Raw genomic sequence first — 25,603 nt, 5'->3', positions numbered from 1 at the left:
GCGATCATCCTCATCCTCGTCGTCGGCATCGCCATCGACCTGCTCATCTTCAGCCCCGCCGAACGCTGGGTCCTGCGCAGCCGCGGCCTCCTGGTGAAGAGCTAGTCATGGCCACGGCCCCTGCCCTGCTCGTCATAGCCCACGGCAGCCGCGATCCGCGGCACGCGGAGACCGTGCACGCCCTGACCCGGCGTGCCCGTTCGCTGCGGCCCGGGCTGCGGGTGGAGACGGCCTTCCTGGACTTCGACGGCCCCTCGGTCGGACAGGTCCTGGCCTCGCTGTACCTCTCGGGCGTACGCGACGTGGTGGCGCTGCCGCTGCTGCTGACCCGCGCCTTCCACGCCAAGTCGGACATCCCCGCGGTGCTGGCCGAGTCCTCGGACCGGCTGCCGGGGCTGTCCGTGCGGGTGGCCGACGTGCTCGGCCCGTCCCCGCTCCTGATCTCCGCCCTGGAGCGCCGGCTCACCGAAGCCGGCCTCACCCCGGCGGACCGGTCCACCACCGCGGTGGTGCTCGCGTCCGCCGGTTCCACAGACCCGGAGGCGATCGCAGTGATCGCTGAAACCGCGCGGGAGTGGCGGCGTACCGGTTGGTGCGCCGTGCGGCCTGCGTTCGCCTCCGCTGCCCTTCCCCGTACGGAGGACGCCGTACGGGCCCTGCGCGCCGAGGGCTTCGCCCGGGTGGCCGTCGCCCCGTACGTCATCGCCCCGGGCCGGCTGCCGGACCGCATCGCCGCCGGCGCGGAGGCCGCGGGTGCGGACGTGCTGGCCGGGGTCCTGGGCGCGGCCCCCGAACTGGCCCGCCTGCTGCTGCTCCGCTACGACGAGGCCGCCGCGGCCGTCCCGGCCCGTCTCCGGGCCCTGACCGCCTGACCCCGGCCCCGGCCCCGGCCCCGCCACCGGCTTTAAACCGCCGTGGAGTTATGCCCAAAAGATCACTGTCCGCATCGTGGACGGTCGGATGCAATGGGCCTCGGCGCCTGGTCAGGCCCGCCGACGGTCGGCGGCGATCCCAGTGCGCGCGAAAGGGAACCCCTCATGATCCGCACCCGATACGCCGCCGCTCTGGCCACGCTGGCCGTCACCGCCCTCGGGATCACCGCGAGCCCTGCCTCGGCGGCGCCCGGCGACACGCTGAACATGTGCTCCAGCACGCTCACCCCGGCCGGCTGGGTGGACGTCCAGTGGTGGAACAGCGGCGGGTGCGGCTCCGGCTTCAACCCCAACACCAAGCAGATCAAGGACCTCAGGGGCTACCCGGTCGGAACCCAGGTCAACGCCTGCGCCTCGACGTGGCCCCCGGCCGGCTGGACGATCGTCAGCTCCTACTATTCGAGCGGCTGTCAGTACTCGTCCGTCCCCAGCTTCAACGCCAACACCTGGACCCTCAAGCGCACCTCCTGACCCACGGCCGAGTGCCGCGGCCCCGGTTCCGGGCCGCGGCCTAGTTTTGGGCCGCGGCCTGGCCCCGGGCCGCGGCCTCGTCCGCGAGGGCGGTCAGGTCCGCGATGGTCATCGCGCCCGGCGGGAGCGACTCGCGGGCGAAGATGTTCGCCGCGTGCCGCAGCACGTCGTTCACGGGTGTCGGGACCCCGTGCAGGCGGCCCAGCAGCGACACCTCCCCGTTGAGGTAGTCCGCCTCCACCGATCCCGTGCCCCGCGCCAGGCTCTGCCAGGACGACCCGCCGCGCACACCCGCCGGCTGGTTGACCTTGCCGTCGCGGGCGGCGGCCTGTTCCGCCTCGGACGCGTACGCGATGCCCGCCGCCGCGAAGGCGGCCTTGCCCTCCCGGACGGCCCGCAGCAGCAGGGCGGCCTTCGCCGGCTCCGGCTCCGGTCCCGTCGTCGCCTGGATCGCGTTGCCGAGGTTCCCCAGCAGCTTCGCGTACTTCCACCGCATCACGTCCTCGACCACCGGCGCCTCGAAGCCCGCCTTGTCGAGGTCGGCCGCGACCGCCCGCGCCGTCCGGTCCGCGGGTCCGCCCGCCGCCGGGCCCAGGTGCAGGATGCCGGTCAGCGGCGCGCACAGCGCCGAGACGACCCCCGGCTCCAGGAAGGTGGACGGCAGCCACACGCAGACCCCGTACACGCGCGCGAAGCGCCGGAGCGCCAGGCGTTCGCTCTCCACGCCGTTCTGCGCGCACAGCACCGGCAGCCGCTGCGCGGCCGTCCCGCCGCCCGCGACCTCCGCGTCGCCCCACGCGTCGAGCGCGGCGATCGCGTCCTGGGTCTTCACGGTCAGCAACAGCACGTCGTCGGGCCGCAGTTCGCCCAGCTCGGCCGGGACCGTGACCACCGGGAGCCGGTGCACCCGCTCCCCGTCGGCCGTGGTGAGCCGCAGTCCGTCGGTCCGCAGGGCCTCCGCGTGGGCGCCGCGCGCGACGAGGACCACCTCGCCGCCCGCCTCCGCGAGCCGTCCGCCGATGGTGGCGCCCACCGCGCCCGCTCCGATGATGATGTAGCGCATGGGAGGAGCCTGGCACATCCGGCCCTCTGGGTTACGGTCGGGGCATGGCGAACGAGACGTTCACACTGGGCGGCGACCTTCCCCTCCGGCGGCTGGGCTTCGGCACCGGCGGCCTCGTGGGACCCGGCTACTGGGGTCCGCGCGCGGGCCGCGGCGAGGCCCACGAGCTGTTGCGGACCGCGGTCGAGCGCGGGGTCACCCTCATCGACACCGCCGACAACTACGGCCCCGACCTGGCCGAGGAGCTGATCGCCGAGGCCCTGCACCCGTACGGGGAGCGGCTCGTCGTGGCCACGAAGGGCGGGGTGGTGCGCACGGGCCCCGACCAGTGGCACCTGGCGGGCACCCCGGAGCAGTTGCGCCGCCAGTGCGAAGCGAGCCTGCGGCGGCTTCGGCTGGAACGCATCGACCTCTACCAGCTCCACCGCTTCGATCCGGCCGTGCCGATGGCCGAACAGCTGGGTGCGCTCGTCGAGTTGAGGGCGGAGGGCAAGATCCGGCACATCGGTCTGGACACCGTCACCGCGGAGGAGCTGCGGGCGGCACTGGAGACGGCCCCGATCGCCTCGGTACAGAACGCGTACAACCTGATGAACCGCACCTCGGCCGAAGTCCTCGCGGTGTGCGAGGCGAACGGCATCGCCTTCCTCCCCTACTACCCGCTGGGCAGCGGCTCCCTGACCCGGGAGAGCGCGGCGGCCGTCACCTCGGTGGCCGCGGCCCACGGGGCGGGCCCGGGCCAGATCGCCCTGGCGTGGCTGCTGCACCACTCCCCGGTCCTGTGCCCGACGCCGGGCACCGGTTCCCCGGGACACCTGGCGGAGAACCTGGACGCGGCGACGATCCGCCTCACGGCGCAGGAGCTGGAGCTGCTGGACGCACTGGGCTAGACCGTCCCGTCGCCGTTCGCCCGACCGGCCTGCTCCGCCTGGCCGGCCTTCAGGCCGTATACGGTGCAGGGGCGGTCGAGGATCGTGTCCTCGCGCAGGGGCGTGAACCCGAGGCGCCGGGCGACGGCGGCGGAGGCGGTGTTGCCGGGGTGGATCATCGCGGTGATCTGCTCGAGCCCCAGCGTCCCGAAGCCCCACGCCAGCACCGCCCGGGCGGCTTCCGTGGCATAGCCGCGACCCCAGTGTTCGCGGGCGAAGGTCCAGCCGACCTCGGTCTCGTCGAACTGCTCCCACCAGTTCAGCCCGGAGCGTCCGATCATCTCGCCGGTGCTGCGCAGTTCGACCGCGCAGAGTCCGTGGCCGCGCTCGGCCCACTGCTGCTCTATCGCCCGCAGGCGTGCCGCGGCCTGCTCCGGTGTGTAGCCGCCGACGAACCGGTTGACCTCTTCGTCGGAGTGGAGACGCACCCACCAGTCGGTGTCGGCGTCGGTGAGCGGGCGCAGCCGGAGGCGTTCTGTGGTGATCACGGCCGTTGGTTCCTTGCTGTCGACGGGGTCGCCGAAGGCGGGCGGGTTCAGCGAACCGGACCACCGGGCGGACGTTGCCCTCACCGTACTGGCCCGCCGGCCCGCGCATCGGAGCCCGTCCGGGGCCAGGTACCCGTGGCGGCCTAGTCGGCCCGGGAGCCGGTCAGTTCGACCAGCTTGACGACGGTGTTCCAGTTGCGGGTGGTGGCGTCCAGGCCCTTGAGGAGGGAGGGCTTGTGCAGGGCCACGCCCAGTTCGGAACGGCCCAGTCCGTTCGGGGCGTAGAGGTAGACGACGCGGTCGCCGAGCCGGTACTCCTCCGGGAGGTACGCGGACGCGTCGATCGCGGCGAAGCGGTCCGCGCCCGGGTCCTCGGAGAGGAAGGTGGCGTGGAGCTGCTTCCCCTCGAGCTCGGCGGCCGGGAAGGGGCAGGCCTCGGCGACGGCGCGCAGGTAGTCCCCGTCGACCACCAGGCAGGCCACCGGGAAGCCGAAGTGCTCCTCGATGGCCTTCTCCAGCTCCCGGGCGAGCGCGGCCGGTTCCTCCCGCGTGCTGCTGAAGACGGCGTTGCCGCTCTGCAGGTACGTCTCCACGTCCGCGTGGCCGAGCCCCTCCAGCACGGAGCGGAGCTCGGCCATCGGGACCTTCTTCTTCCCGCCGACATTGATGCCGCGCAGCAGCGCCGCGTACTTCTTAGCCTTCGCCATGGGGGCAGCGTAGGCCTCGCCTACGACAATGCGCCGGGCGACAGCTCGGCTTCGATGAGGTCGGCGGCCCGCCGGGTGCCGCCCTCGGCGGCCATCGCCGTGCGGACGGCTTCGGCGCGGACGGCGACCTCGGGGTCGGCGAGGAGTCCGAGCACCGCCTCCCGGAGCGTGGCCGCGTCCGCCCGTTCCATCGGGACGTGCCGGGCCACGCCGAGGGCGGCCAGCATGTCGGCGTTGCCGAACTGATCCACGGCCTGCGGGACGGCGACCATCGGGGTGGCGGTGGCGAGGCCCTCCTGGCTGCCGCCGGCGCCGGCGTGGGTGATGAAGGCGTCGGCCTGGCCCAGGATGTCCAGCTGGGGGACCCAGTGGTGCACTTCGACGTTGGCCGGGACCGGACCCAGTTCGGCGGCGTCGGTGAACTTGCCGATCTGCAGGACGACGTGCCAGTCGGGCAGGTCCCCGAAGGCCTCCGCGCACGCGCGGTAGAAGGCGGGCTGCTTGGTGAAGGCGGAGCCCAGCGAGACCAGCAGCACCTTCCGGCCCTCGGCGGCGGCCGGCCTCTGCCACGTGCCCTGCGTGGCGGAACGGTCGCCCTGGCAGGCGCCGACGAAGGTGTGCACGGACTCGTCGACGCGGTCCGCGTGGGGCTGGAGCACCCTGGGGATGAGGACGAGGCTGCGGCGCGGGCGGCCCTGGAACCGGTCGACCTGGTCGCCGAGGCCGTTCTCGGTCAGCCACGCGGCGAACCGGGCGTAGTACGCCTTTCCGCGCTCGGATTCCTTCAGTTCGGCGAACATCGGCTCGGCCACCTCCTCCTCGTACCCCTCCCAGGCGACCAGGTTCGGGGAGAGGGACACGGCGGGGACGCCCCAGCGGTGGGCCAGGACGGGCGCCGGGTAGGAGGTGATGTCGTGGATGACCAGGTCGGGTTCGTCGCCTTCGAAGGCGACGGCGAGCTGCGGGAGGGCCTGGACCGCGTCGTGCAGGAACGGCTCGAGGTGGTCGATGAGTTCGGTGCCCCAGGCCTCGGGGTCGTCGTCGGTGGGGAGGGTGGAGGTGTAGATCACGGGCGTGGCGCCGGTCTCCGCGATCTTCTCGGCGAAGGAGGCGGGGATGGCGTAGCTGACGCGGTGGCCCCGGGCGACGAGTTCCCGGATCACTTCGATGCTCGGGTTCACGTGCCCGTGGGCGGCGATGGAGAACATGGCGATGTGTGCGGGCTTGGCTGCTGAGGTCATGCCCCTCACCGTAACGAGACGATACGTCTCGTGCAACTGCAATGCGGGGCTCCTTGTGATCCGGATGGGAGACTGGGCGCATTGCCGACGAGCCGGATGCGGAGAACCACATGGACGAGGCGCGGGCCAGGGACGTACTGGCCGCCGCGGGCCTGGACGGCGGCGGCCGCGACGCCGCCGCACTGCTCTCCTTCGGGGAGAACGCCGTCTTCGCGGTCGGCGGCCTGGTCGTGAAGGTGGGCCGCGAGGCGGCCCTCCTGGAGCGGGCCGAGCGGGAGCTGGCGGTGGCGGGCTGGTTCGCGGAGTGCGGGGTCCCGGCGGTGCGCGCGGCCGAGCCGAAGCCCCGGCTGGTCGACGGCCATCCGCTGACCGTGTGGCACCGGCTCCCGGATGCGGTCCGCCCGGCCGGCCCCGGGGACCTGGCGGTGCTGCTGCGCCGGCTCCACGCGCTGCCCGCGGCGCCGTTCGCCCTGCCCGCGCGGGACCTGCTGGGCGGGGTCGAGCGCTGGCTGCGGCTGGCCGGCGGGGCCGTCGACCCGGCGGACGCGGCGTACCTGCGGGCACGCCGCGACGCCTACGCCGGCGAGGTCGCGGCCCTGACCCCGCACCTGCCCCGGGGCCCGATCCACGGCGACGCCCTGCCCCGCAACGTCCACGTGGGCCCGGACGGCCCGGTCCTGGTCGACCTGGAGACCGTTTCGGCGGACCTGCGCGAGCACGACCTGGTGGTGATGGCCCTCCAGCGCGACCGGTACGGCCTGCCCTCCGGGGCGTACGAGGCCTTCACGGCCGCCTACGGCTGGGACGTCCGCGACTGGGAGGGCTGCGCCGTCCTGCGCGGCGCCCGGGAGACCGCCAGCTGCGCGTGGGTCTCCCAGCACGCCCCCGCCAACCCGAAGGCCCTGGCCGAATTCCGCCGCCGGGTGGCCTCACTGCGGGCCGGGGACCGGGAAACCCGCTGGCATTCCTTCTGAGCGCCGTCTACCACTGGATCATGCGCTTCCCCATCACGGTCCACCGGTCCCGGCTCGGCCCGCAGGAGTTCACGGTGATCCGGCCCGCCCACCCGCCGGAGAGCGCCGTGCTCGTCGACGACGACTGGTTCCTCAACGCGTACGTCGACCAGGACGCGGCGCGCCTCATGGGCGGACTGTGGAGCCTGGCCGCCACCTCGCCGCACGCCCTGATCCACCTGCCGCTGCGCCGCACCGACACCTCCGGGGACGTCGGGGCGCGCAGCCTCGACCTGGTCCTGCTGCACCACTCGCTCCAGTTCGCGCCCTCGCGCTGGAAGGAGCTGCGAGGGCGACTCGATGCGGGCTTGCGCCGGACCGCCAGGGTCTCGACAGCACGGCCAAAGATCGACCGGGCGGCCCTGAACCACTCGGGATACCGCGACCTGTTCCACCACCACGTCCACGCCCGGACGCTGTTCGTGACGGGGAGCGCGAAGGCGTTCCAGGAGACGGCCGGCCTTTTCCACGACGTGGCCGAGTACGGCCCGGGCCACACCGGCAGTCGCCACTACTGCGCACAGCTGCGCCACCACGACGACAGCGCCCGGGACATCCACATCGAGTACCGCGACACCTGGGGCGAGGAACCGGCGTCACAGTAGCTCCAGCCGGACAGGGCGACACGCCGGGCGCCGCGGACCGGAACGCCTCGCACCCGCCCCGGCACCCCGCCGTGAGCCCACCGCGGGCGGCGTGTGACCATCACATGCCGGAATCGAGGATTCCGGTGCGGGGTCGCGGTCGCGGCCCGCCCGCCCGCATCACGCGAGAGGCCGGCAGCACCATGGACCACACACCCCCGCCCAGCCTCTGGGAAGGCGCGGCCTCCCTCGCCACGGCCGTCACCGCGCTGGCCGTGGGTGCGTGCGTCGTACGGCACTTCCGTGCGGTCCGTTCCCGCGACGCCCGGCGGATCCGCCGGTCGGAGCCCTCGTTCGAGCTGCCGGTACTCCTCGCCACGCTGCTCGGCTTCGCGGCCGGTGTGCTGCTCACGGACCGGCGGGTGTCGCTGGACCGGGACACCGCGGAGGCCCTGCTCATGCCGCTCTTCGCCGGTGCGGCGGCCCAGGTGCTGATGGACGGGTGGCGCCACGGCCGTCGCGCCGCCGCGCTCGCGGCCCTGCTGGTCGCGACGGCACTCACGGGCGTCGGCTGACGGAAGGGACGGCCTGGGACTGCCTGGCACTAGGAGGCGCTCGCGCTCCTCGCGGCGGCGCGCCGCTCCCACTCGCGGCCGATGCTGCGGATCAGCGCCGGATAGACGCCGAGGTGGCGGAAGGGCTTGATGCCCAGCATGTACAGGGCGCCGAGGCGGCCGTTGGGCTTGACCAGGACGGCCATCCGGCCGCGGTAGCCGCCGGATCCGTCCGGGACCCAGCCGATGTGCATCACCCCGTGCATGGTCCGGTTGGCCATCTCCGCCGCCCACTCGTCGTGGGTGAGGTAGACGGAGGTGAACGGAACCGACTTGGTGTCCGGCCCCCGCGGGCCCTCGCGGAGATCCGCCGGGAGCCGGTCGCGCAGCGTCGGCACCCGGGCGCCGAGTCCGTCGGAGGGCTTGTCCCAGCCGAAGAGGGCGCCGAGCTTCCAGCGGAGCGCGAACAGCGCGCGGCCCACGGGAGACGGGACGGGGTCCCCCTCGCCGTTCGCGAACTGGTCCACGAGCAGTGCCAGGTCGTCCGCGCCGCCCGGCGTCGGCAGCTCCCAGACGTCCTCGACGTGGAAGTCGCCGGCGATCTCGTGGATGCGCCAGGGACGGGAGGTGTGCGCGGATTTCGGGAGTCTCACGAGCAAGCTCCTGTCTATACGATGCCGTATAGAAGAAGGCTAGCACCCGTCTATACGGTTCCGTATAGACGGGTGGACGTGAGGGGAGACACACCGTGGGCGTGACCCGCACACCGCGCGGCAAGTGGATCGAAGAGGGCCTGCGGGCACTCGCCGCCGGCGGGCCCGAGGCCGTCCGGGTCGAGACGCTGGCGCAGGCGCTCGGCGTCAGCAAGGGCGGCTTCTACGGGTACTTCCAGGGCCGCGGCGCACTGCTCGACGAAATGCTCGACACCTGGGAGCGGTCGGTCACCGAGGCGGTCATCGAACGGGTCGAGAGCGGCGGCGGGGACGCCCGGGCCCGGCTGGAGCGGCTCTTCACGCTCGTCGCGGAGATCGGCGACGGACCGGCGACGGGCGTGGCCCTCGACCTCGCGATCCGCGACTGGGCCCGGCGCGACGGAGCCGTCGCGGAGCGGCTGCGCCGCGTCGACAACCGGCGCATGGACTACCTGCGTTCGCTGTTCCGCGAGTTCTGCGCGGACGAGGACGACGTCGAGGTCCGCTGCATGCTCACCTTCTCGGTGCGGCTCGGCAGCTACGTCGTCGCCGCCGACCACGGCGCCCACAGCCGCGCGGAGGTCATGGACCTGACCAGGCAGTGGCTCCTGCGCTAGGGCCTTTCGTCGAACTCCCGTCGTCGCCGGAGGGCGGGGCAGAAGGGAGTTCGACGACAGGCCCTCTGGCCGTCGCCGGATCAGACCCGGTACGGGACCACGGGCCAGGCGCGCTCCACGACCGCCTCGGGATCCGAGGTGCGCCTCAGGTAGCTCTGCAGGGAGGCCGCCTGCTCAGCGGCCGCACGGACCTGGAGGTCGTGCAGGTCCGCCAGCTCCACCCCGCCTATGGCGGCGTGCCGGGCCCCCATCCGACGGGCCGCGCGGGCCGCGGCCAGCGCGTCGGCGACCGCGTTGTGCGCGGCGTCGAGGGTGACGCCGTAGTGCTCGCAGAGGGCCTGGAGGGTCCGGCGGCCCTTGCGGTAGCGGTCGGCGTGCTTGTCCAGGACGAGCGGGTCGATGACCGGCGCGGGCCGGCCCGCCAGCCGCCGGCCCAGCGTCTCGAGCCCGTGGCGGCGGCACTCGCGGTCCAGCAGGGACAGGTCGTACCGCGCGTTCATCACGACGAGCGGGGTGCCCGCGGCCAGTTCCCGGGCCAGCGTGCCGGTTATCTCCTCGACCGCGGGTGCGGCCGGCAGTCCGTTCTCCCGGGCGTGCTCCGTGGAGATCCCGTGGATCGCCGAAGCCTGCTCCGGAATGGGCACCCCCGGATCGAGCAGCCACGTCCGCTCCCGCGCCACCCGCCCGTCCGGCTCCATCGTCACGACCGCGGCCGTGACGATGCGGTCGCTCTCGATGTCGGTCCCCGTGGTCTCCAGGTCGAAGGCCACCATCGGCCCACTGACCCAGCTCATCCCCGATCCCCCCATGCCGTGCCCTCCCCCGTACGCCTTCGATCAACGGCTTTCAGCCTGCCACGCCCCACTGACAAACCGTCCCCCGGGTCCCGGGCCGCGGTCCCGACGGGGGTCAGGACACCGGCCGGGAGTCCTCCCACACCGCTTCGAACTCCTCCCGGTACGTCGTGAACAGCCCGTGCTCCGCGTCCTTCGGGACCCCCCGGCCGCCGCCGCGCAGGACCAGGACCGGGGCTTCCATGCCGCGCGCGCGGCGCAGGTACGACTGGACGACCGCGATGCCCGAGGACTGGCCCTCCACCAGGTAGGCCGTGAAGCGGGGGGTCTCGTCGAACACGTGGATCTCGAAGCGCGAGGGGTCCGCCAGCCCCGCCCGGACGCGGCGGACGTGCAGGATGTTCATCTCCACCGATCGGCTGAGCTCGCCCTTGCGCAGCCCCAGCTCCCGCTCGCGCCGCTTGATTGCGCTGCTCGCCGGGTTCAGGAACAGCAGCCGCACCCGGCAGCCGGCCTCCGTGAGCCGGACGAGTCTTCGGCCGGAGAAGTTCTGGACCAGCAGGTTGAGGCCTATGCCGATGGCGTCGAGCCGCCGCGCGCCCCCGAAGAGGTCCTCCGCCGGGAGCTGGCGCTGCAGGCGCACCCGGTCGGGGTGGACGGAGATCACGTCCGCGTACCGGTCGCCCACCAGGTCCTCGACGGCGTCGATCGGCAGCCGGTCGGCCCCGGGCGTGCCCGCGCCGCCGCCGAGCACGTCGAGGAGCCGCGCCGAGGCCCGTTCCGCCTGCTCCAGCACGGCGCGCGACAGCGCCCGGTTGCGGGAGACCACGTTGCGGGTGACCTCCAGCTCGTCCAGGGCCAGCTCGATCTCGCGCCGGTCGTCGAAGTACGGCTCGAAGCACGGCCAGTGCTGCACCATCAGCTCCCGCAGCTGCGGCAGGGTCAGGAAGCTGAGCACGTTGTCGTCGGCCGGGTCGAGCAGGTAGCCCTTGCGCCGGCTGACCTCGCGCACGGCCACGGCCCGCTGCACCCACTCCTGCCCGGCGGGCCCCGCGGCGGCGACCACCCAGTCGTCCTCGCCGTGCACCGGCTCGTAGATCGGCCGCAGCACCGCCCCGACCACCGACCGCAGCCGCTGTTCGATCAGGTTCAGCCAGATGTACGCACGGCCCGCGCGCTGCGCCCGCGTACGGACCTCGCTCCAGGCCTCCGCGCCCCAGTCCAGTTCGGCGCCGGCCCGCAGGCTCCCGGCCGCCTGCGGGGCCAGGGACACCGCCGCGGCCGCCGTCCCGCCGGGGGCCGCGCCCACGGCGTCCGCCGGGCCACCCTCGTGACCGCTGTCACCAGGGGGCAGCTCCAGACCTCCCGAGCTCACCCGTGCACCGCCTTCTGCGTCTGGACGCCCGTCTCCAGTGATCACGGAAGGGTACTCCGCGCGCGCGGCCCACTGCAGCCCGATGACCCGTACACCGGTTGTCCGTTGACCCATTATCCGATGCGCAGACAGTCCGCTGACCCGCATATCAGGTCTGCGGGTCACCCGGTAGGACCCCTGCCAAGTCCCCGTGTGGGGGCCCTCTTTCGGGGAAGATCTGGCAGTGACGTGGTCCACGCCGGATCAGCCGCAGAATGACGGGAAGAGTCGTTATCCATGCAAGTCTGGCCTGGACAGGCGTATCCGCTCGGCGCCACTTACGACGGAGCCGGCACCAATTTCGCGGTCTACTCCGAGGCCGCCCGGCGCATCGAGCTGTGCCTCCTGCACGACGACGGCTCGGAGACGGCCGTGGAGCTGCGCGAGACGGACGCCTTCGTCCGCCACGCGTACCTGCCGGGCGTGATGCCGGGCCAGCGGTACGGGTTCCGCGTGCACGGCCCCTACGAACCCGAGCGCGGCCTGCGCTGCAACGCGGCGAAGCTGCTCCTCGATCCGTACGCGCGTGCGATCAGCGGCAGTGTCGACTGGGGCGAGCAGGTCTACGGCTACCACTTCGGCCGCCCCGATTCCCGCAACGACCTGGACTCCGCCCCGCACACCATGAGCTCGGTCGTGGTGAACCCGTACTTCGACTGGGCCAACGACCGGCCGCCGCGCCACGAGTACCACCACACCGTGCTGTACGAGGCCCACGTCAAGGGGCTGACCATGCGCCACCCCGACCTGCCGGAGGAGCTGCGCGGCACCTACGGGGCGCTCGCCCACCCGGCGGTCATCGGGCACCTGGCGAAGCTCGGGGTGACGGCGCTGGAGCTGATGCCGGTGCACCAGTTCGTCAACGACCACCGGCTGGTCGACGACGGGCTGAGCAACTACTGGGGCTACAACACCATCGGCTTCTTCGCCCCGCACAACGGCTACGCCTCGGGCGACCGAGGGCAGCAGGTGCTGGAGTTCAAGTCGGCGGTGCGGGCCCTGCACGAGGCGGGGATCGAGGTGATCCTGGACGTGGTCTACAACCACACCGCCGAGGGGAACCACCTGGGCCCGACGCTGTCCTTCCGCGGGCTGGACAACGCCTCCTACTACCGGCTGGCGGAGGATCCGCGGCACTACATGGACACCACGGGCACCGGGAACTCGCTGCTGATGCGCTCCCCGCACGTGCTCCAGCTGATCATGGACTCGCTCCGGTACTGGGTGACCGAGATGCACGTGGACGGCTTCCGCTTCGACCTGGCGGCCACGCTGGCGCGGCAGTTCCACGAGGTGGACCGGCTGTCCTCGTTCTTCGACCTGGTCCAGCAGGATCCGGTGGTCAGCCAGGTGAAGCTGATCGCCGAGCCGTGGGACCTGGGCGAGGGCGGCTACCAGGTGGGCAACTTCCCGCCGCTGTGGACCGAGTGGAACGGCAAGTACCGGGACACCGTACGGGACTTGTGGCGCGGGCAGCCGCGCACGCTCGCCGAGTTCGCGGGACGGCTCACCGGCTCCTCGGACCTCTACCAGGACGACGGGCGGCGGCCGCTGGCCTCGATCAACTTCACCACCTGCCACGACGGGTTCACCCTGCACGACCTGGTCTCGTACAACGAGAAGCACAACGAGGCCAACCGGGAGGGCAACCGGGACGGCGAGACCCACAACCGGTCCTGGAACTGCGGGGCGGAGGGCCCCACCGACGATCCCGGGGTGCTGGAGCTGCGCGAGCGCCAGATGCGCAACTTCATCGCCACGCTGATGCTGTCGCAGGGCGTGCCGATGCTCAGCCACGGCGACGAGTTCGCCCGCACCCAGGGCGGCAACAACAACGCGTACTGCCAGGACAACGAACTGTCCTGGGTGGACTGGCCGGTGCCGGGCAAACCGGCGCCGGGGCTGCTGGAGTTCACCCGGCAGATGGTGTGGCTGCGGCGCGACCACCCGGTGTTCCGGCGGCGCCGGTTCTTCCACGGACGGCCGGTGGAGGGGACCCACGACGAACTGTCGGACATCGCGTGGTTCACCGCGCACGGCGAGGTGATGCGGGCCCGCGACTGGCAGGCGCAGAGCACCCGCGCACTGACCGTGTTCCTCAACGGGGAGGCGATCTCCGAGCCGGGCACGCGCGGCGAGCGGATCACCGACGACTCGTTCCTGCTGATGTTCAACTGCGGTGCGGACTCGCAGGAGTTCACCCTGCCGGCCGGGCACGGCGACCAGTGGCGGCTGGTGGTGGACACCGCCCGGGAGCAGGTGCTGCCGGCCGGTACCGGGCCGCAGTACGCGGCCGGGGACCGGGTGACGCTGACCGGCCGGAGCCTGGTGGTGCTTCAGCGGCCGGCGTAGCCGTCGGCGGTGCCGGCCGCGGGCTCGGGCGCGTTGTCGGCGGACGACGTGTCGCGCACCCCGGCCGGCCCGGGCGCCTCCCCCGTCCCGCTCGCCCCGGCCGCCCCGGCCGGCCCGGACACGGTCCGGGTGCGGCCCGCGGGCACCCTGGTGCACAGGGAGAGCACCAGGGCGAACGCGGCCGCCCCCACGGCCACGGCGAAGGCCCCGGAGGGTCCGTACCCCTCGGCCATCCGGCCCGACAGGGTCAGGGCGAGGGCCTGACCGGCCACGAGCGAGCTGGTCGCGAAGGCCATCGACTCGGCGAGCCGCGACGGCTCCACGTGCCGCTCGGTGAGTGCGAACGCGGTGATCAGGTGGGGTGCGACGGCCGCGCCGAGGAGGGTCACGATCAGGTACAGGGCCCACAGGCTGCCGGTGAACAGCAGCGGCGCGGAGAGCAGCAGGGAGGCCGCGGTGGCGATGCGCCAGCGCAGCCGCAGCCCGAACCGGGCGGGCAGTGCGCCGAGGGAGAGGCCCACCACGGCGCTGACCACGCCGTTGGCGGCGTAGACGATGCCGGCCTGGCCCGGCACCCCCAACTCCTCGGTGAGCGCGGCGATCCCGGCCTGGAGAGCGCCGAACATGGCGCCCTGCAGGAGGAGCGAGCCGCGGACGGAGTACACGACGCCGGCGGGCCGGCCGCCGCGCGCCCCCTTCGGGCGTTCGGGCGCGGGGCCCCCCGCCGTGACGGCCGCGGTCGGGTGCAGTGCGAAGGCGGTGCCAAAGACGGCGACCAGGGCGGCCGCGCCGCCGAGGGCGACGGCGGGATGCGCGACGAGGGCGGCCAGTCCGACGAGTGCGGGGCCGATGACGAACGAGACCTCGTCCATCGTCCCCTCGATGGAGTGGACGGCTCCGATGACGCTCTCGTCGGCCTTCACGCGGTGCACGAGGGCGACGGAACGGGTCCGGGCGAGCGGCCCGATCAGCGGTACGGAGGCGCCGGTGACGGCGCCGATCGCGGCGAGCGGGACGGTGCCGAGCCCGCCGACGGCTCCGGCGACGAGCGCGGTGGTGGCGACGGCGTTGACGGCGGCGGCGACGAGCACGATGGGCCGCTGTCCGTGGCGGTCGGCGAGCCGGCCCAGCACCGGCCCGAAGAGCACCTGCCCGGCGGAGAGGACGCCGCCGACGATTCCCGCGGCGGCGAGCGAGCCGCTCGTCTCCGCCACCAGCAGCACGCTCCCGAACTGGGACATCGCGACGGGCAGCCGGGCGAGGAAGGAGAAGACCGGCAGCAGCGGCCCGGTCAGGGCGATGACTCTGCGATAGGTGTCGACCGTTGAAACCACCCGATCCACGCTAAGCGGGCGCGGTCACCCGTATGCATTGGGCCATGGCACGGAATCCGGCTGACTGGGTACGTACGTTCTCATGAGTCAGCCGCTGTCAGACATCCGATCGGAACCCGGCGTTCCGGAAGCCGGCGCCGCCCCTCCGCCGACCTCGACCTACCGGCTCCAGTTGCGGCCCGAGTTCCCCTTCGCGGCGGCCGAGGAGGCCGTGCCGTACCTCGCCTCGCTCGGCGTGTCGCACCTGCACCTCTCCCCCGTGCTGGAGGCCGTGCCCGGCTCCGCGCACGGGTACGACGTCACCGACCACTCCCGGGTGCGGGCCGAGCTGGGGGGCGAGGCGGGGCTGCGCTCGCTGGGCGCGGCCGCCCGGGCGCACGGGCTGGGCCTGGTCCTCGACATCGTCCCGAACCACATGGCGGTGCCGACGCCGCTGCACCTGAACGCGCCCCTGTGGGAGGTGCTGCGGGAGGGCCCGCACTCCCCGTACGCGCGCTGGTTCGACATCGACTGGGAGGCGGGCGGCGGGCAGCTGCTGCTGCCGGTGCTCGCGGGGCCTGCGGAGTCCTGCCAGCCGGAGGCCGACGGGGAGGTGCTGCGCTACGGGGAGCAGGAGTTCCCGCTGCGGGAGGGCACTGCCGGGCTGGCGACGGCCGAACTGCTGGCCGCGCAGTGGTACCGGCCGGCCTGGTGGCGGGAGGCCCGCACCTCGCTCAACTACCGGCGTTTCTTCACCATTTCCGAGCTGATCGGGGTCCGGGTGGAGGACCCGGAGGTGTTCGCGGCGACCCACGCGAAGGTACTGGAACTGGTCCGGGACGGGGTCGTGGAGGGCCTGCGGATCGACCACGTCGACGGGCTGGCGGACCCGGAGGGCTACCTGCGAAGACTGCGGGCGGCGGTCGGCGCCGGGTGCTGGGTGGTGGTGGAGAAGATCCTGGCCCGCGACGAGCGGCTGCCGTCCGGCTGGCCGGTGGCGGGGACCACCGGGTACGACGCGCTGCACCGGGTGGACGGGGTGTTCACCGATCCGGCCGGCGCCGCGGAACTCGCCGGGCGGTATCAGGAGTTGACCGAAGCCACCGACTGGGAGCGGATGGCCGGCGCCTGCGCGCGGGAGGTGCTGACCGGGGACCTCGCCGCCGAGCTGGCGGCGCTGGAGCGCCGGGCGGGGCCGGAGCTGGCGGATGCGGTGCGGGAGCTGCTCATCGCCTATCCCGTGTACCGGCCGTACCCCGGGGATCCGGGGCCGGCGCCGGCCGCCGTGGAGCGGGCCGCCGCACTGGCGGGCGCGGGCGCGGTGGACGGCGTACGGGAGCTGCTGGCGCGGGATCCCGCCTTCGCGGCCCGCTTCGCCCAGACCTCGGCGGCCCTGCGCGCCAAGTCCCTCGAGGACCGGGCCTTCTACCGGTACGCGCCGCTGCTGTCGGCGACCGAGGTCGGCGGGGATCCGGGGCGGCCGGCGGTGCCGGTGGCGGAGTTCCACGCGTACTGCGCCGAACTGGAACGGGACTGGCCGCGCTCGGGGACGGTGCTGTCCACGCACGACACGAAGCGCAGCGCGGACGTCCGCGCCCGGATCTCGGTGCTGTCCCAGGCGCCGGCCGCGGCGGACCCGCCCGGCGGCGGGCCCGACGCCCAGCTGTCGTGGGTGGCCCGGCAGACCGCGCTGGGCCTGGGCCCGGTCCCCGATGCCGCGCCCCGGCTGGCGGGGGCCCTGCTCAAGGCGGTCCGGGAGGCGGCGCTGCACACCAGCTGGACCGAACGGGACGAGGCGTACGAGGCGGGCGTCCCGGGATACGCCCCGGCGGCCGTGGACCTCCCGCCGGAGCTGGCCGGGGCGGCCCGGGCCAATCTCCTCGGCATGGCGCTGCTGCACCTGGCGATGCCGGGCGTGCCGGAGGTCTACCAGGGCGCGGAGACCGAGTACCGGGCCCTGGTCGACCCGGACAACCGGCGTCCGGCCGTGTTCCCGCGGGAGGCGCTGGCCCGGCTGGACGCGGGGGCCGCGGCCGTCGGCCCCGCCGAGGAGAAGCTGGCCCTCACCTCCAGCCTGCTGCGCCTGCGCCGCGCCCGCCCCGACCTCTTCACCGGCTACACCCCGCTGGCGGCCCGGGGCCCGGCGGCGGAGCACTGCCTGGCCTTCGCCCGCCCGGCCGGGCTGGTGGCGGTCGCCACCCGCCTCTCGCACCGGCTGGCGGCGGCCGGGGGCTGGCGCGGGACCGTGCTGCCGCTGCCGCCGGGGCGGTGGGTGCCGGTGCCGCCGACGGACGGTGCTGCGTACGCGCCCTACGAGGGCGACGCGGACCTGTCCGGGCTCCTGGCCACCCGGCCGGCGGCGGCCCTCGTCCGTACCGAGTAGGGGTCCGGGGCAGGTTGTCAGCCCCGCCGCCGCTTGAGGCACGGGGTCCGGGGCGGAGCCCCGGGGAACGGTGGAAGGGCGGGTAGGGGACGGCTCCGCGCAGCGGCCCCCACCCGCGCCCCGCACGGGCAGGGGCCGCCGGGCCCGGCCGCGCGCCGGGGCACCTCCTCGGCCGTCGAACGTTTCCAGGGGTCGGAGGGGAGAGCGGTGGTTGCGTTCGACGCCCTGCGGGGGCGCCCCGCTGCACACCCGGCCCCGGCGGCGCGGGGGGGCAGACGGGCCTGCCCCGCCGAGCGCACACCGCCGCGCCCTGCGGGACAGGGCCTTGGCCAGGGGTTTCACCCGGGGAAGTTCGGGGCCCGTGGAGCAGTAGTCCGGCGTCCCGGCGGGCATGGCATCACTTGTGACCCTCCTCCGTGACACGCGCTACCCCACACCGCACGAACTCGCCCTGACCGCCCGGGCCCTGGCCGACGACCACCCCGGCGACGCCCGGCTCCGCCAGGCCGGCGCCTCCCGGGGCGGGCAGCCCCTGTGGGTGCTGTCCCTCGCGCCCACGGGACCCGGCACCGCCCGCAACGTGCTCGTCGTCGCCGGAGCGCACGCCAACGAGCCCGTCGGCGGGGCCACCGCGCTGGCCCTGGCGCGGCGGTTGCTCCGCGAGCCCGCACCCCGGGCCGGCTGCGGCTGGCACTTCCTGCTCTGCGCCGATCCCGACGGAGCCGGCCTGCACCGCACGCCCCGCCCCTACTCGCTCCTCGACTACCACCGCAGCTTCTACCGGCCCCCCGGGCCCGAACAGCCCGAGTGGGCGCCGTCCTTACTGCCCCCGGACCGGCTGCCGCCCGAGACCCTCGCCCTGACCGCCCTCATCGACGAACTCCGTCCCGTCCTGCAGGTCTCCCTGCACGCGACGGACCTCGGAGGTTCCTGGGTGCAGCTCACCCGGGACATACCCGGCCTCGCCGAGCCCTTCGGCAAATCGGCCGCGGAGCTGCGCATCCCCGTGGAGTACGGGGCCTCGGACGCCGCCGGCTGGCCCTCCCCGGGAGCGGGCATCTTCGTGATCCCGGAGCCGGGGAGCGAGGCCGCCGGGGCCTTCCACCCGGAGGACACCCGGCTCAGCACCTGGTACCACGCACACCGGTACGCCGGCACCACCGCCATCGTCGAAGTACCCATGTGGGCCTCCGACCTGGTGGACGATCCCGCGCCGCACCCCGACCCGCGCGGCGCCCTGCGCCTGCTGGCCGGCCGGCTCACGGCGGACGCCGCGCTCGTCGCCCGGGCCCGGGAGGGGGCCGCTGCCGGGCCCGACCCGACGGCCGGGGCCCTGCTGCGCGCCGTGGACTGGACCCTCTCCCTCATCCCCCGGATCGCCGCGGAGTGGACCGGTGCCGGTGCACCTGCGGAGGCCACGGCCGCGTACATCGCCAGCATCGACGCCTTCGGGCGGCGCCTGTCGCTGCGCGCCGCGGCGATGCTGCTGCGGGTGCTCCGCGCTCAGGGCGGGCCGGCGGCGCCGGGGCTGGACCGGCTGGTCACCGGGTGGTGCGAGGAGTTCTCGGCCCGCTTCGGGGCCCGCTGGGTCCCGGTGGCCACCCAGGTGGAGCACCAGTCCCGCACGGTCCTGGCGGCGTACGAACGCCTCGTGGCGGCCGAACGGTAGCCCGTGCTCAGGCTCCGGCGGGGTCCGCCGGCAGCGCGTACCGGCGCTTGGGGCGGCCGGTGGCGCCGAGCCGGTCGTAGAAGCGGATGGCGCCCTCGTTCCAGTCGGGGGTCTGCCACTCGACGTGGCCGAGGCCGAGCTCGCGGGCCAGTCCCCGGACCGCGTCCATCAGGGCGGCTCCGAGACCGTGCCCCCGGGCCCCCTCCGCGAGGTAGAGGCAGTCCATGTGGAGGTGATGGCGGCCGTCCCAGAAGGCGAACTCGGTCGAGCAGGCTGCGTATCCGGCGACCTCGCCGCCGGGGGTCTCGGCCAGGAGCACCCACAGCGGGGCGTCCTCGGCGAACAGCTGCGGGCCGAGCCGCTCGGCGAGCCCGGGCGGGCGCGGCTCGGACTTCTCGTAGGCGACGTGCTCGTGGATGAGCTCGATCAGGCGCGGCAGGTCGGCGGGGCGCGCCCGGCGGATGACGGGGGTGTGCTGCGGTTCCATGGCGCCCATGCTGCCTCAGGGGCAGCCGTTGGCCAGGAGCAGGTGGCCGGAGCCGGTAGCACGCGGGAGATCGGGTGCGACCGAGGCGAACCTCCGCTCCGGACCGTCCCCGTCCCCGTCCCCGTCCCCGTCCCCGTCCCCGTCCAGGAGCATCCAGCGCAGCCGCGCCGTGAACTCCTCCCGGTCGAGCGGGTTGGTCGTCGCGAGGAATCCCTCGCGCAGCAGCGGGCGCTCCGCGGGGGTCTCGTCGTACGGGTCCGACAGGTTGTGCCGGTCGGTGAAGCGCACGGCCCTAGCCCGCCGAGAGGCGGAAGGCCATCTTCCCGAAGCTGATCTGGTCGCCGTCGCGCACCACCGCGGTGCCCGTGACCCGGAGCCCGTTGACCGTGGTCCCGTTGGTCGAGCCGAGGTCCCGTACCACCCAGACCCCGTCCTGCATACCGAGCTCCGCGTGCACCCGGGACACCGTCTCGTGGCTGAGCCGCAGACCGTTGCCCGGGTCGCGGCCGATCCGCAGGGGCGTCGAGCTCGGGTGCGGGAGCATCAGCTTGGGCAGCTTCTCAGCCGCCCAGGCGCGCCGGACGCCGACGCTCACGGCGGAGGCCCGGCCGACCCAGCCGAACAGCCGACGGGTCCAGCCGCTTTCGGCGCCCGCCCTGGTCTGCAGATCGGCGGTCAGGACGGCCAGGTCCTCGGAACGGCGCGCGACCAGGGCGAGTTCCATCCGGCGCAGGAAGGTGTCGTGGGACAGCTTCCCGAGGGCCGCGCCCTCGCGGAGCTGGCCCAGCGCCCGGTCACGCTCGGCGTCGGAGAGCCGCGGCACGGGGTAGGCGGGGAACTCGAAACTCGACGTCACAGGGTGATTGTCGGCCCGTCGGGGGCGGAGTGTCCAGAACTCCCCCGCCACGCCCGGAATGATGGGCACGATACGCATGCTGGACACCGCCGGAGACGAGGGGACCCGTCCGTGCAGTTCGAGGTGTGGGCACCACTGACAGGTCGTGTCGCCTTGCGAGTCGACGACACGACGTACGACATGGCGCGCGATCCGGCCCGCGAGGGCTGGTGGACCACGGAGGCGCCGGCCGGGGACGGCAGCCGGTACGGGTTCCTGCTGGACGCCGAGACCGCCCCGCGGCCCGACCCACGCGGCCGGCGGCTGCCGGACGGCCCCGACGGGCTGTCGGCCGTGGTGGACTTCGCGGCCCTCGCCTCACCGGTGCCCGTCCCGTCGCCCCGCACCCGGCTCCAGGACGCCGTCCTGTACGAGCTCCACGTCGGCACCTTCACCCCCGAGGGCACCTTCGACGCCGCCGCCGCCCGCCTCGGCCACCTCACCGCCCTCGGCGTCACGCACGTGGAGCTGATGCCGGTGTGCTCCTTCCCCGGCCGGCACGGCTGGGGGTACGACGGGGTCGCGCCCTGGTCGGTGCACGAGCCGTACGGCGGCCCCGCCGGGCTGGTCCGCTTCACGGAGGCCGCGCACGCGGCGGGGCTGGGCGTGGTGCTGGACGTGGTCCACAACCACCTCGGCCCCTCCGGCAACCACCTCCCCGCCTTCGGCCCGTACTTCACCGACACGCACCACACCCCGTGGGGCTCGGCCGTCAACCTGGACGCGCCGGGCTCCGACGAGGTCCGCGCGTACCTCCTGGGCAGTGCGCTGGCCTGGCTGCGGGACTACGGGATCGACGGGCTGCGGCTGGACGCCGTGCACGCGCTCGCCGACGGCCGGGCGCTGACCTTCCTGGAGGAACTCGGCGCGGCCGTCGACGCGTTGGCGGCGGAGACCGGTCGCCCGCTGTTCCTGATCGCCGAGTCGGACCGGTGCGACCCGCGCACCGTCACCCCGCGCGCCGACGGGGGGCTGGGCCTGCACGCCCAGTGGAACGACGACTTCCACCACGCCCTGCACTGCGCGCTGACCGGTGAATCGCAGGCGTACTACGGCGACTTCGCCGCGGCGCCGCTCGCCGCCCTCGCCAAGACCATGACCCGGGTCTTCTTCCACGACGGCACCTGGTCCTCCTTCCGCGGCCGCACCCACGGGCGGCCGGTGGAACGCCGCCTGACCCCGGCGCACCGGTTCCTCGGCTACACCCAGACCCACGACCAGATCGGCAACCGGGCGCTCGGCGACCGGCTTTCCGCCTCGCTCTCCCCGGGCCTGCTGGCGTGCGCCGCGACGGTGGCGCTGACCGGGCCCTTCGTGCCGATGCTGTTCATGGGCGAGGAGTGGGGGGCCGGAACGCCCTGGCAGTACTTCACCGACCATCCCGACCCCGGGCTGGCCGAGGCCGTACGGGCGGGCCGGCGGCGGGAGTTCGCGGCGCACGGCTGGAAGGCGGAGGAGATCCCGGACCCGCAGGACCCGGCCACCCGGGACCGCTCCTGCCTGGACTGGGCGGAGCCCGGACGGGCCGGGCACGCCCGCCTGCTGGCCTGGTACCGCACGCTCGTCGCGCTCCGCCGCACCCATCCGGACCTGCGCGACCCGGACCTGGCGGCGGTCCGGGTCGCGTACGACGAGGAGCGGCGCTGGCTCACCTTCCGGCGCGGGGACGTCCGGGTCACGGTGAACCTGTCCCCGGAGCCGGTGACGATCGCGCTCGGCCGCAACGGGGTCCGGGTGCTGGCCGCCTGGGAGCCGGTCGAACACCCGGGGCCGGACGGCCGGATCCACGTACCGGGCGAATCGGCGGTGGTCCTGGGCCCGTAAGGGGGCTATTCGACGATCGCGAGCTCGCGCGGGGCGTTGTTGAGGCGGCGCCCGCCGTCCTCGGTGACGGTCACGATGTCCTCGATGCGGACGCCGAACCGGCCGGGCAGGTAGACGCCCGGCTCCACGGAGAAGCACATGCCGGGGACGAGCGGCTGCTCCTCGCCCTCGACCATGTACGGGGGTTCGTGGGTGGTGACGCCGATGCCGTGGCCGGTGCGGTGGATGAAGCGGTCCCCGTAGCCGAATTCGGTGATCACGGCGCGGGCCGCCCGGTCCACCTCCTGGCAGGAGACGCCCGGACGGACCGCCGCGAAGCCGGCCTGCTGGGCCTCGCGGACGATGTCGTGCACGCGCTGCTCCTCGGGGGTCGGCTCGCCCACGTGCACGGTGCGGGAGATGTCGGAGCCGTATCCGTGGCGCAGGCCCCCGAAGTCGAGGACGACCATGTCCCCGTGCCGGATGACCCGATCGCCGGCCTCGTGGTGCGGGTTGGCGCCGTTGGGGCCGGATCCGACGACGGTGAAGTCGACCTGGGAGTGGCCGTGCGCGCGCAGCAGGGCGGCCAGGTCCTCGGCGACGTCGGTCTCCCGGCGGCCCGCGAAGGGGACGTGGAGGATCTGCTCGTAGGCGGCGTCGGCGGCCTCCCCCGCCGCCGCGAGGCGCTCCAGTTCCCGTGCGTCCTTCACCGCGCGGAGCATGGGCAGGGAGTCGGTGAGCGGCACGTAGGAGGTGGCGGGCAACTCCCGCTGGAGGCCGAGGAGGTGCAGGGCCCAGGTGTTGTCGCTGACCCCGAAGCGGCCGGCGGCGTCCAGCAGCGGGGCGGTCACGGCGTACGGGTTCTTCCCGTCGGCCCAGTCCCGCAGGGCCAGCGCCGGGGCGCCGGCGGCCTTGGCGGCGTCGGGGGCCTCCAGGGCGGGCACCACGAGGACGGGGTCCTGTCCGGCGGCCAGGACGAGGACGGTCAGCCGCTCGGTCTCGGCGGTGGGGCGGTAGCCGGTGAGGTGGGCGAGGTCGGGCCCGGGGGCGATGAGCAGCCCGGCGAGTCCCGCGTCGGCGGCGGTCTGCGCGGCGGAGGCCATCCGGGCGGCGTAGTCGTCGGCCGTGAAGGGTGCCGGGCCTTTGGATGCGGCGTCACGTGTCATACGGGTGATCCTGCCGCGAGGCGCCCGGCGAGCGCAGCGGCCGCGCCGGTCGGGCTGCCCGGTGAGAGCAGCTCCGTACGGTGCACCAGCCGCGGTGCGGACAGCGGTACGGCGACCCCCGCGCCGGCGGCCTCGGCGACGCGGCGCGGCAGCAGCACGAGGCCGTGGCCGGCGGCGGCGAGGGCGCAGAGCCCGAGCAGGTCGGTGCCGTCGTAGCGCAGGGAGGCCGAGCGGGCGGGGTCCAGCGGCGGGGTGCACAGGCCGGGGGCGTCGAGCCAGCGCGCGTCGACGAGGTCGTCCAGCCGCAGGGAGGGCCGCCCGGCGAAGGGGTGCCCGGCGGGCAGCAGGACGGCGACCTCCTCCTCGCCCACCCCCGTCACGGTCAGCGGGGCCACGTCGGGCAGCCTCAGCGGGTCGCTGGGCGCGGCCGGCCCGTCGACCAGGCCCAGGTCGCAGCCGCCGGTGGCGACGGCGGCGGGCACCTCGGCCGGGGGCATGACCCGCAGGGTGACCCCGGTGGCGGGCAGGGCGGCGAGCAGCCGGGGCCCGACGGAGAGGGGGGACGCGGCGAGCGTGACCCGGCCGGGCGGGGCGGCGGCCAGCCGCAGCACGTCGGCCCGGGCGGCGTCGAGCCGCAGCAGCAGCAGCCCGGCGTGCTCCAGCAGCCGCGTCCCCGCCGGGGTCGGCGCCACGGGCCGCCGGGTGAGCAGCTCGGTCCGCAGGTCGGCCTCCAGGCCGGCGATGTGCTGGGAGACGGCGGACTGGGTGTAGCCCAGCTCCCTCGCGGCGGCGGAGAAGGAACCCAGCCGGACGACGGCGACGAAGGTACGGAGCAGATGCGGATCCATCCGCCCAGCATGCCGTGCCCCCTGCGGGGCGCTCACCGCGCACACCCCGCCCCCGGCACCCCTGCCGGGTCGCCCCCCCCCGCAGCCCGTTCCCCCGCGCCGGCGGGGTCGCGTGTGCGGTGGGGCGCCCGCAGGGCGTCGAACGCAACCACCGCTCTCCCCTCCGACCCCTGGAAACGTTCGACGGCCGAGGAGGTGCCCCGGCGCGCGCCCGGCCCCGGCGGCCGCCCCGGGCTGCCGCTGCGAGGAGCCGGTCCCCGCCCCGCCCTTCCACCGTTCCCCGGGCAGGCCCGGGGCACGGGATGCATCAGCAGCGCTTATCGCGCGTACAGGAACCATCGTTGGCGGTGAAGTGGGCTCCCGCCGCAAGATGATCCGCATGACCACCGCACACACCGCGCGGATCGCCCTCGTCGGCGACCGCTCCCCGCACGTCAAGTCCCACGTCCGCATCCCGCTCCTCCTCGACGCCCTGGCCGCGCGCGACGGTCTGGTGCTGGACGCCTACTGGATCCCCACCGGCGACGCCGGGGCCGAGGCCGCCGCGGGGACGCTGAGCCGCTTCGACGCGATGTGGGTGCTGCCCGGCAGCCCCTACGCCAGCGAGTCCGGGGTGCTGGCCGCGATCCGGGTGGCCCGGGAGGAGCGCATCCCCTTCCTCGGTACCTGCGGCGGCTTCCAGCACACGCTGCTCGAGTACGCCCGCACGGTGTGCGGTCTGGCCGGAGCCGCGCACGCCGAGAACGACCCCGGCGCCGCCGACCCGCTGATCACGCCGCTCTCCTGCTCGCTCGTGGGGCACGAGGGCCTCGTACGGGCCGAGCCCGGCTCGCTCGCCGAGGCCGCGCTCGGCGCGGAGCGGTCGACCGAGCGCTACCACTGCAACTACGGCCCCGATCCGCGCCACCTGCCCGCCCTCGCCGCGCACGGGCTGCGCCTGTCGGGGCACGACGAGGACGGGCAGGTGCGCATCGCGGAGCTGCCCGGGCACCCCTTCTTCCTGGCGACCCTGTTCCAGCCGGAGCTGCACGGGGACGGGACGGTCCCGCACCCGATCGTCCGGGCCCTCGCCGTGGCCGCTGTGACCCACGCCACCACCGCGCGCCCGGCCGCCGCCGTCGCGGAATAACGGGTCGCAGGACCACCCTTCTGATCGGCTATGCTGTGCATGCACATCGAACGGGCGGT

Annotated in this window: 25 protein-coding genes and 1 pseudogene; 13 read left to right on the top strand and 13 right to left on the bottom strand. The window is 74.4% G+C overall.

All coding sequences use genetic code 11. From position 1 onward, the window contains the following. The 3 genes and pseudogenes from ACIGFK_RS26760 to ACIGFK_RS26750 all read left to right on the top strand — a co-directional run. A pseudogene (locus ACIGFK_RS26760) lies at window positions 1-105 on the top strand (ABC transporter permease); the annotation flags it as partial. 2 nt (window positions 106-107) lie between these two features. Next, window positions 108-872 (top strand): sirohydrochlorin chelatase, encoded by a 765-nt coding sequence (locus ACIGFK_RS26755; protein ID WP_386466530.1) that lies wholly within the window; start codon window positions 108-110, stop codon window positions 870-872. Between the two features lie 165 nt (window positions 873-1,037). Beyond that, window positions 1,038-1,403, top strand: coding sequence for a hypothetical protein (locus tag ACIGFK_RS26750; RefSeq protein ID WP_386466528.1), 366 nt, complete (start codon window positions 1,038-1,040; stop codon window positions 1,401-1,403). Between the two features lie 40 nt (window positions 1,404-1,443). Here the strand turns inward: ACIGFK_RS26750 and ACIGFK_RS26745 are convergent, their stop codons facing one another. Then, a complete protein-coding gene (locus tag ACIGFK_RS26745; RefSeq protein WP_400053868.1) occupies window positions 1,444-2,466 on the bottom strand; it encodes a ketopantoate reductase family protein in 1,023 nt (340 codons plus the stop codon). A gap of 44 nt (window positions 2,467-2,510) precedes the next feature. Here ACIGFK_RS26745 and ACIGFK_RS26740 point away from each other — a divergent pair, with 44 nt between their 5' ends. Next, window positions 2,511-3,356, top strand: coding sequence for an aldo/keto reductase (locus ACIGFK_RS26740; protein WP_376660760.1), 846 nt, complete (start codon window positions 2,511-2,513; stop codon window positions 3,354-3,356). On the opposite strand, the gene ACIGFK_RS26735 is transcribed toward ACIGFK_RS26740, so the two are convergent. The 3 genes from ACIGFK_RS26735 to mgt form a co-directional block, all read right to left on the bottom strand. Then, complete coding sequence (locus ACIGFK_RS26735) at window positions 3,353-3,883, bottom strand: GNAT family N-acetyltransferase (protein WP_376660761.1); 531 nt, start codon at window positions 3,881-3,883, stop codon at window positions 3,353-3,355. The two genes, ACIGFK_RS26740 and ACIGFK_RS26735, sit on opposite strands and share 4 nt — an antisense overlap. Before the next feature lie 143 nt (window positions 3,884-4,026). Continuing rightward, entirely contained in the window at window positions 4,027-4,590 is a 564-nt protein-coding gene (locus ACIGFK_RS26730) for a DUF1697 domain-containing protein (protein ID WP_376660762.1), read from the bottom strand. Window positions 4,591-4,610: 20 nt separating this feature from the next. Then, a complete protein-coding gene (mgt, locus tag ACIGFK_RS26725; RefSeq protein WP_386466521.1) occupies window positions 4,611-5,831 on the bottom strand; it encodes a macrolide-inactivating glycosyltransferase in 1,221 nt (406 codons plus the stop codon). A 110-nt stretch (window positions 5,832-5,941) separates the two neighbouring features. On the opposite strand from mgt, the gene ACIGFK_RS26720 reads away from it, so the two are divergent. The 3 genes from ACIGFK_RS26720 (at window position 5,942) to ACIGFK_RS26710 (ending at window position 8,003) form a co-directional block, all read left to right on the top strand. Further along, complete coding sequence (locus ACIGFK_RS26720) at window positions 5,942-6,805, top strand: phosphotransferase enzyme family protein (protein ID WP_386466520.1); 864 nt, start codon at window positions 5,942-5,944, stop codon at window positions 6,803-6,805. A 20-nt stretch (window positions 6,806-6,825) separates the two neighbouring features. After that, window positions 6,826-7,449 carry a hypothetical protein gene (locus ACIGFK_RS26715; RefSeq protein WP_400053865.1) on the top strand — a complete coding sequence of 208 codons (624 nt, stop codon included), beginning with the start codon at window positions 6,826-6,828 and terminating at the stop codon, window positions 7,447-7,449. Between the two features lie 182 nt (window positions 7,450-7,631). After that, the gene (locus tag ACIGFK_RS26710; RefSeq protein ID WP_400053863.1) at window positions 7,632-8,003 is read left to right on the top strand and encodes a hypothetical protein; all 372 of its coding nucleotides are present in this window, start codon (window positions 7,632-7,634) and stop codon (window positions 8,001-8,003) included. 29 nt (window positions 8,004-8,032) lie between these two features. Here the strand turns inward: ACIGFK_RS26710 and ACIGFK_RS26705 are convergent, their stop codons facing one another. Next, window positions 8,033-8,635, bottom strand: a complete 603-nt coding sequence (locus ACIGFK_RS26705) for a DUF2867 domain-containing protein (protein WP_376660767.1) — start codon at window positions 8,633-8,635, stop codon at window positions 8,033-8,035. Between the two features lie 95 nt (window positions 8,636-8,730). On the opposite strand from ACIGFK_RS26705, the gene ACIGFK_RS26700 reads away from it, so the two are divergent. Then, complete coding sequence (locus ACIGFK_RS26700) at window positions 8,731-9,291, top strand: TetR/AcrR family transcriptional regulator (protein WP_376660768.1); 561 nt, start codon at window positions 8,731-8,733, stop codon at window positions 9,289-9,291. Window positions 9,292-9,371: 80 nt separating this feature from the next. Here ACIGFK_RS26700 and ACIGFK_RS26695 read toward each other — a convergent pair whose 3' ends face one another. After that, window positions 9,372-10,085: a 3'-5' exonuclease gene (locus ACIGFK_RS26695; RefSeq protein WP_376660769.1), complete on the bottom strand. Its 714-nt coding sequence runs from the start codon at window positions 10,083-10,085 to the stop codon at window positions 9,372-9,374. Window positions 10,086-10,200: 115 nt separating this feature from the next. Next, a complete protein-coding gene (locus tag ACIGFK_RS26690; protein ID WP_376660770.1) occupies window positions 10,201-11,460 on the bottom strand; it encodes an SAV2148 family HEPN domain-containing protein in 1,260 nt (419 codons plus the stop codon). Between the two features lie 276 nt (window positions 11,461-11,736). Here ACIGFK_RS26690 and glgX point away from each other — a divergent pair, with 276 nt between their 5' ends. Further along, window positions 11,737-13,851 (top strand): glycogen debranching protein GlgX, encoded by a 2,115-nt coding sequence (gene glgX, locus ACIGFK_RS26685; protein WP_376660771.1) that lies wholly within the window; start codon window positions 11,737-11,739, stop codon window positions 13,849-13,851. On the opposite strand, the gene ACIGFK_RS26680 is transcribed toward glgX, so the two are convergent. Further along, window positions 13,836-15,185 carry an MFS transporter gene (locus ACIGFK_RS26680; protein WP_400053859.1) on the bottom strand — a complete coding sequence of 450 codons (1,350 nt, stop codon included), beginning with the start codon at window positions 15,183-15,185 and terminating at the stop codon, window positions 13,836-13,838. The two genes, glgX and ACIGFK_RS26680, sit on opposite strands and share 16 nt — an antisense overlap. 82 nt (window positions 15,186-15,267) lie before the next feature. Between ACIGFK_RS26680 and treY the strand changes: the two genes are divergently transcribed. Together treY and ACIGFK_RS26670 are read left to right on the top strand one after the other, a co-directional pair. Beyond that, entirely contained in the window at window positions 15,268-17,547 is a 2,280-nt protein-coding gene (gene treY / locus ACIGFK_RS26675; RefSeq protein ID WP_400053857.1) for a malto-oligosyltrehalose synthase, read from the top strand. Window positions 17,548-17,938: 391 nt separating this feature from the next. Beyond that, entirely contained in the window at window positions 17,939-19,216 is a 1,278-nt protein-coding gene (locus ACIGFK_RS26670; RefSeq protein ID WP_386466509.1) for a M14 family zinc carboxypeptidase, read from the top strand. Window positions 19,217-19,223: 7 nt separating this feature from the next. On the opposite strand, the gene ACIGFK_RS26665 is transcribed toward ACIGFK_RS26670, so the two are convergent. From ACIGFK_RS26665 to ACIGFK_RS26655, 3 genes are read right to left on the bottom strand one after another with little or no spacing between them, the layout of a single operon-like run. Continuing rightward, window positions 19,224-19,703, bottom strand: a complete 480-nt coding sequence (locus tag ACIGFK_RS26665; RefSeq protein WP_376659366.1) for a GNAT family N-acetyltransferase — start codon at window positions 19,701-19,703, stop codon at window positions 19,224-19,226. Between the two features lie 15 nt (window positions 19,704-19,718). Continuing rightward, window positions 19,719-19,991 carry a hypothetical protein gene (locus ACIGFK_RS26660; RefSeq protein ID WP_400053855.1) on the bottom strand — a complete coding sequence of 91 codons (273 nt, stop codon included), beginning with the start codon at window positions 19,989-19,991 and terminating at the stop codon, window positions 19,719-19,721. 4 nt (window positions 19,992-19,995) lie between these two features. Next, window positions 19,996-20,559, bottom strand: a complete 564-nt coding sequence (locus tag ACIGFK_RS26655) for an FHA domain-containing protein (protein WP_376659368.1) — start codon at window positions 20,557-20,559, stop codon at window positions 19,996-19,998. Between the two features lie 111 nt (window positions 20,560-20,670). On the opposite strand from ACIGFK_RS26655, the gene treZ reads away from it, so the two are divergent. Further along, a complete protein-coding gene (gene treZ / locus ACIGFK_RS26650) occupies window positions 20,671-22,422 on the top strand; it encodes a malto-oligosyltrehalose trehalohydrolase (RefSeq protein WP_400053853.1) in 1,752 nt (583 codons plus the stop codon). A gap of 5 nt (window positions 22,423-22,427) precedes the next feature. Here treZ and ACIGFK_RS26645 read toward each other — a convergent pair whose 3' ends face one another. Then, on the bottom strand, window positions 22,428-23,567 hold the full coding sequence (locus ACIGFK_RS26645; RefSeq protein ID WP_376659370.1) for a M24 family metallopeptidase: 1,140 nt from the start codon (window positions 23,565-23,567) through the stop codon (window positions 22,428-22,430). Then, window positions 23,564-24,415, bottom strand: a complete 852-nt coding sequence (locus ACIGFK_RS26640; protein WP_400053850.1) for a LysR family transcriptional regulator — start codon at window positions 24,413-24,415, stop codon at window positions 23,564-23,566. The genes ACIGFK_RS26645 and ACIGFK_RS26640 overlap by 4 nt, the downstream gene beginning before the upstream one ends. A gap of 379 nt (window positions 24,416-24,794) precedes the next feature. Between ACIGFK_RS26640 and ACIGFK_RS26635 the strand changes: the two genes are divergently transcribed. Continuing rightward, entirely contained in the window at window positions 24,795-25,544 is a 750-nt protein-coding gene (locus tag ACIGFK_RS26635; RefSeq protein ID WP_376659372.1) for a hypothetical protein, read from the top strand. Window positions 25,545-25,603 lie beyond the last annotated feature (59 nt).

The sequence above is a fragment of the Streptomyces sp. NPDC085524 genome (assembly GCF_044541755.1).
Lineage (GTDB): Bacteria > Actinomycetota > Actinomycetes > Streptomycetales > Streptomycetaceae > Streptomyces.
Note: the sequence above shows the minus strand (reverse complement) of the source record. Positions and strands in the feature narration are given on the sequence as shown.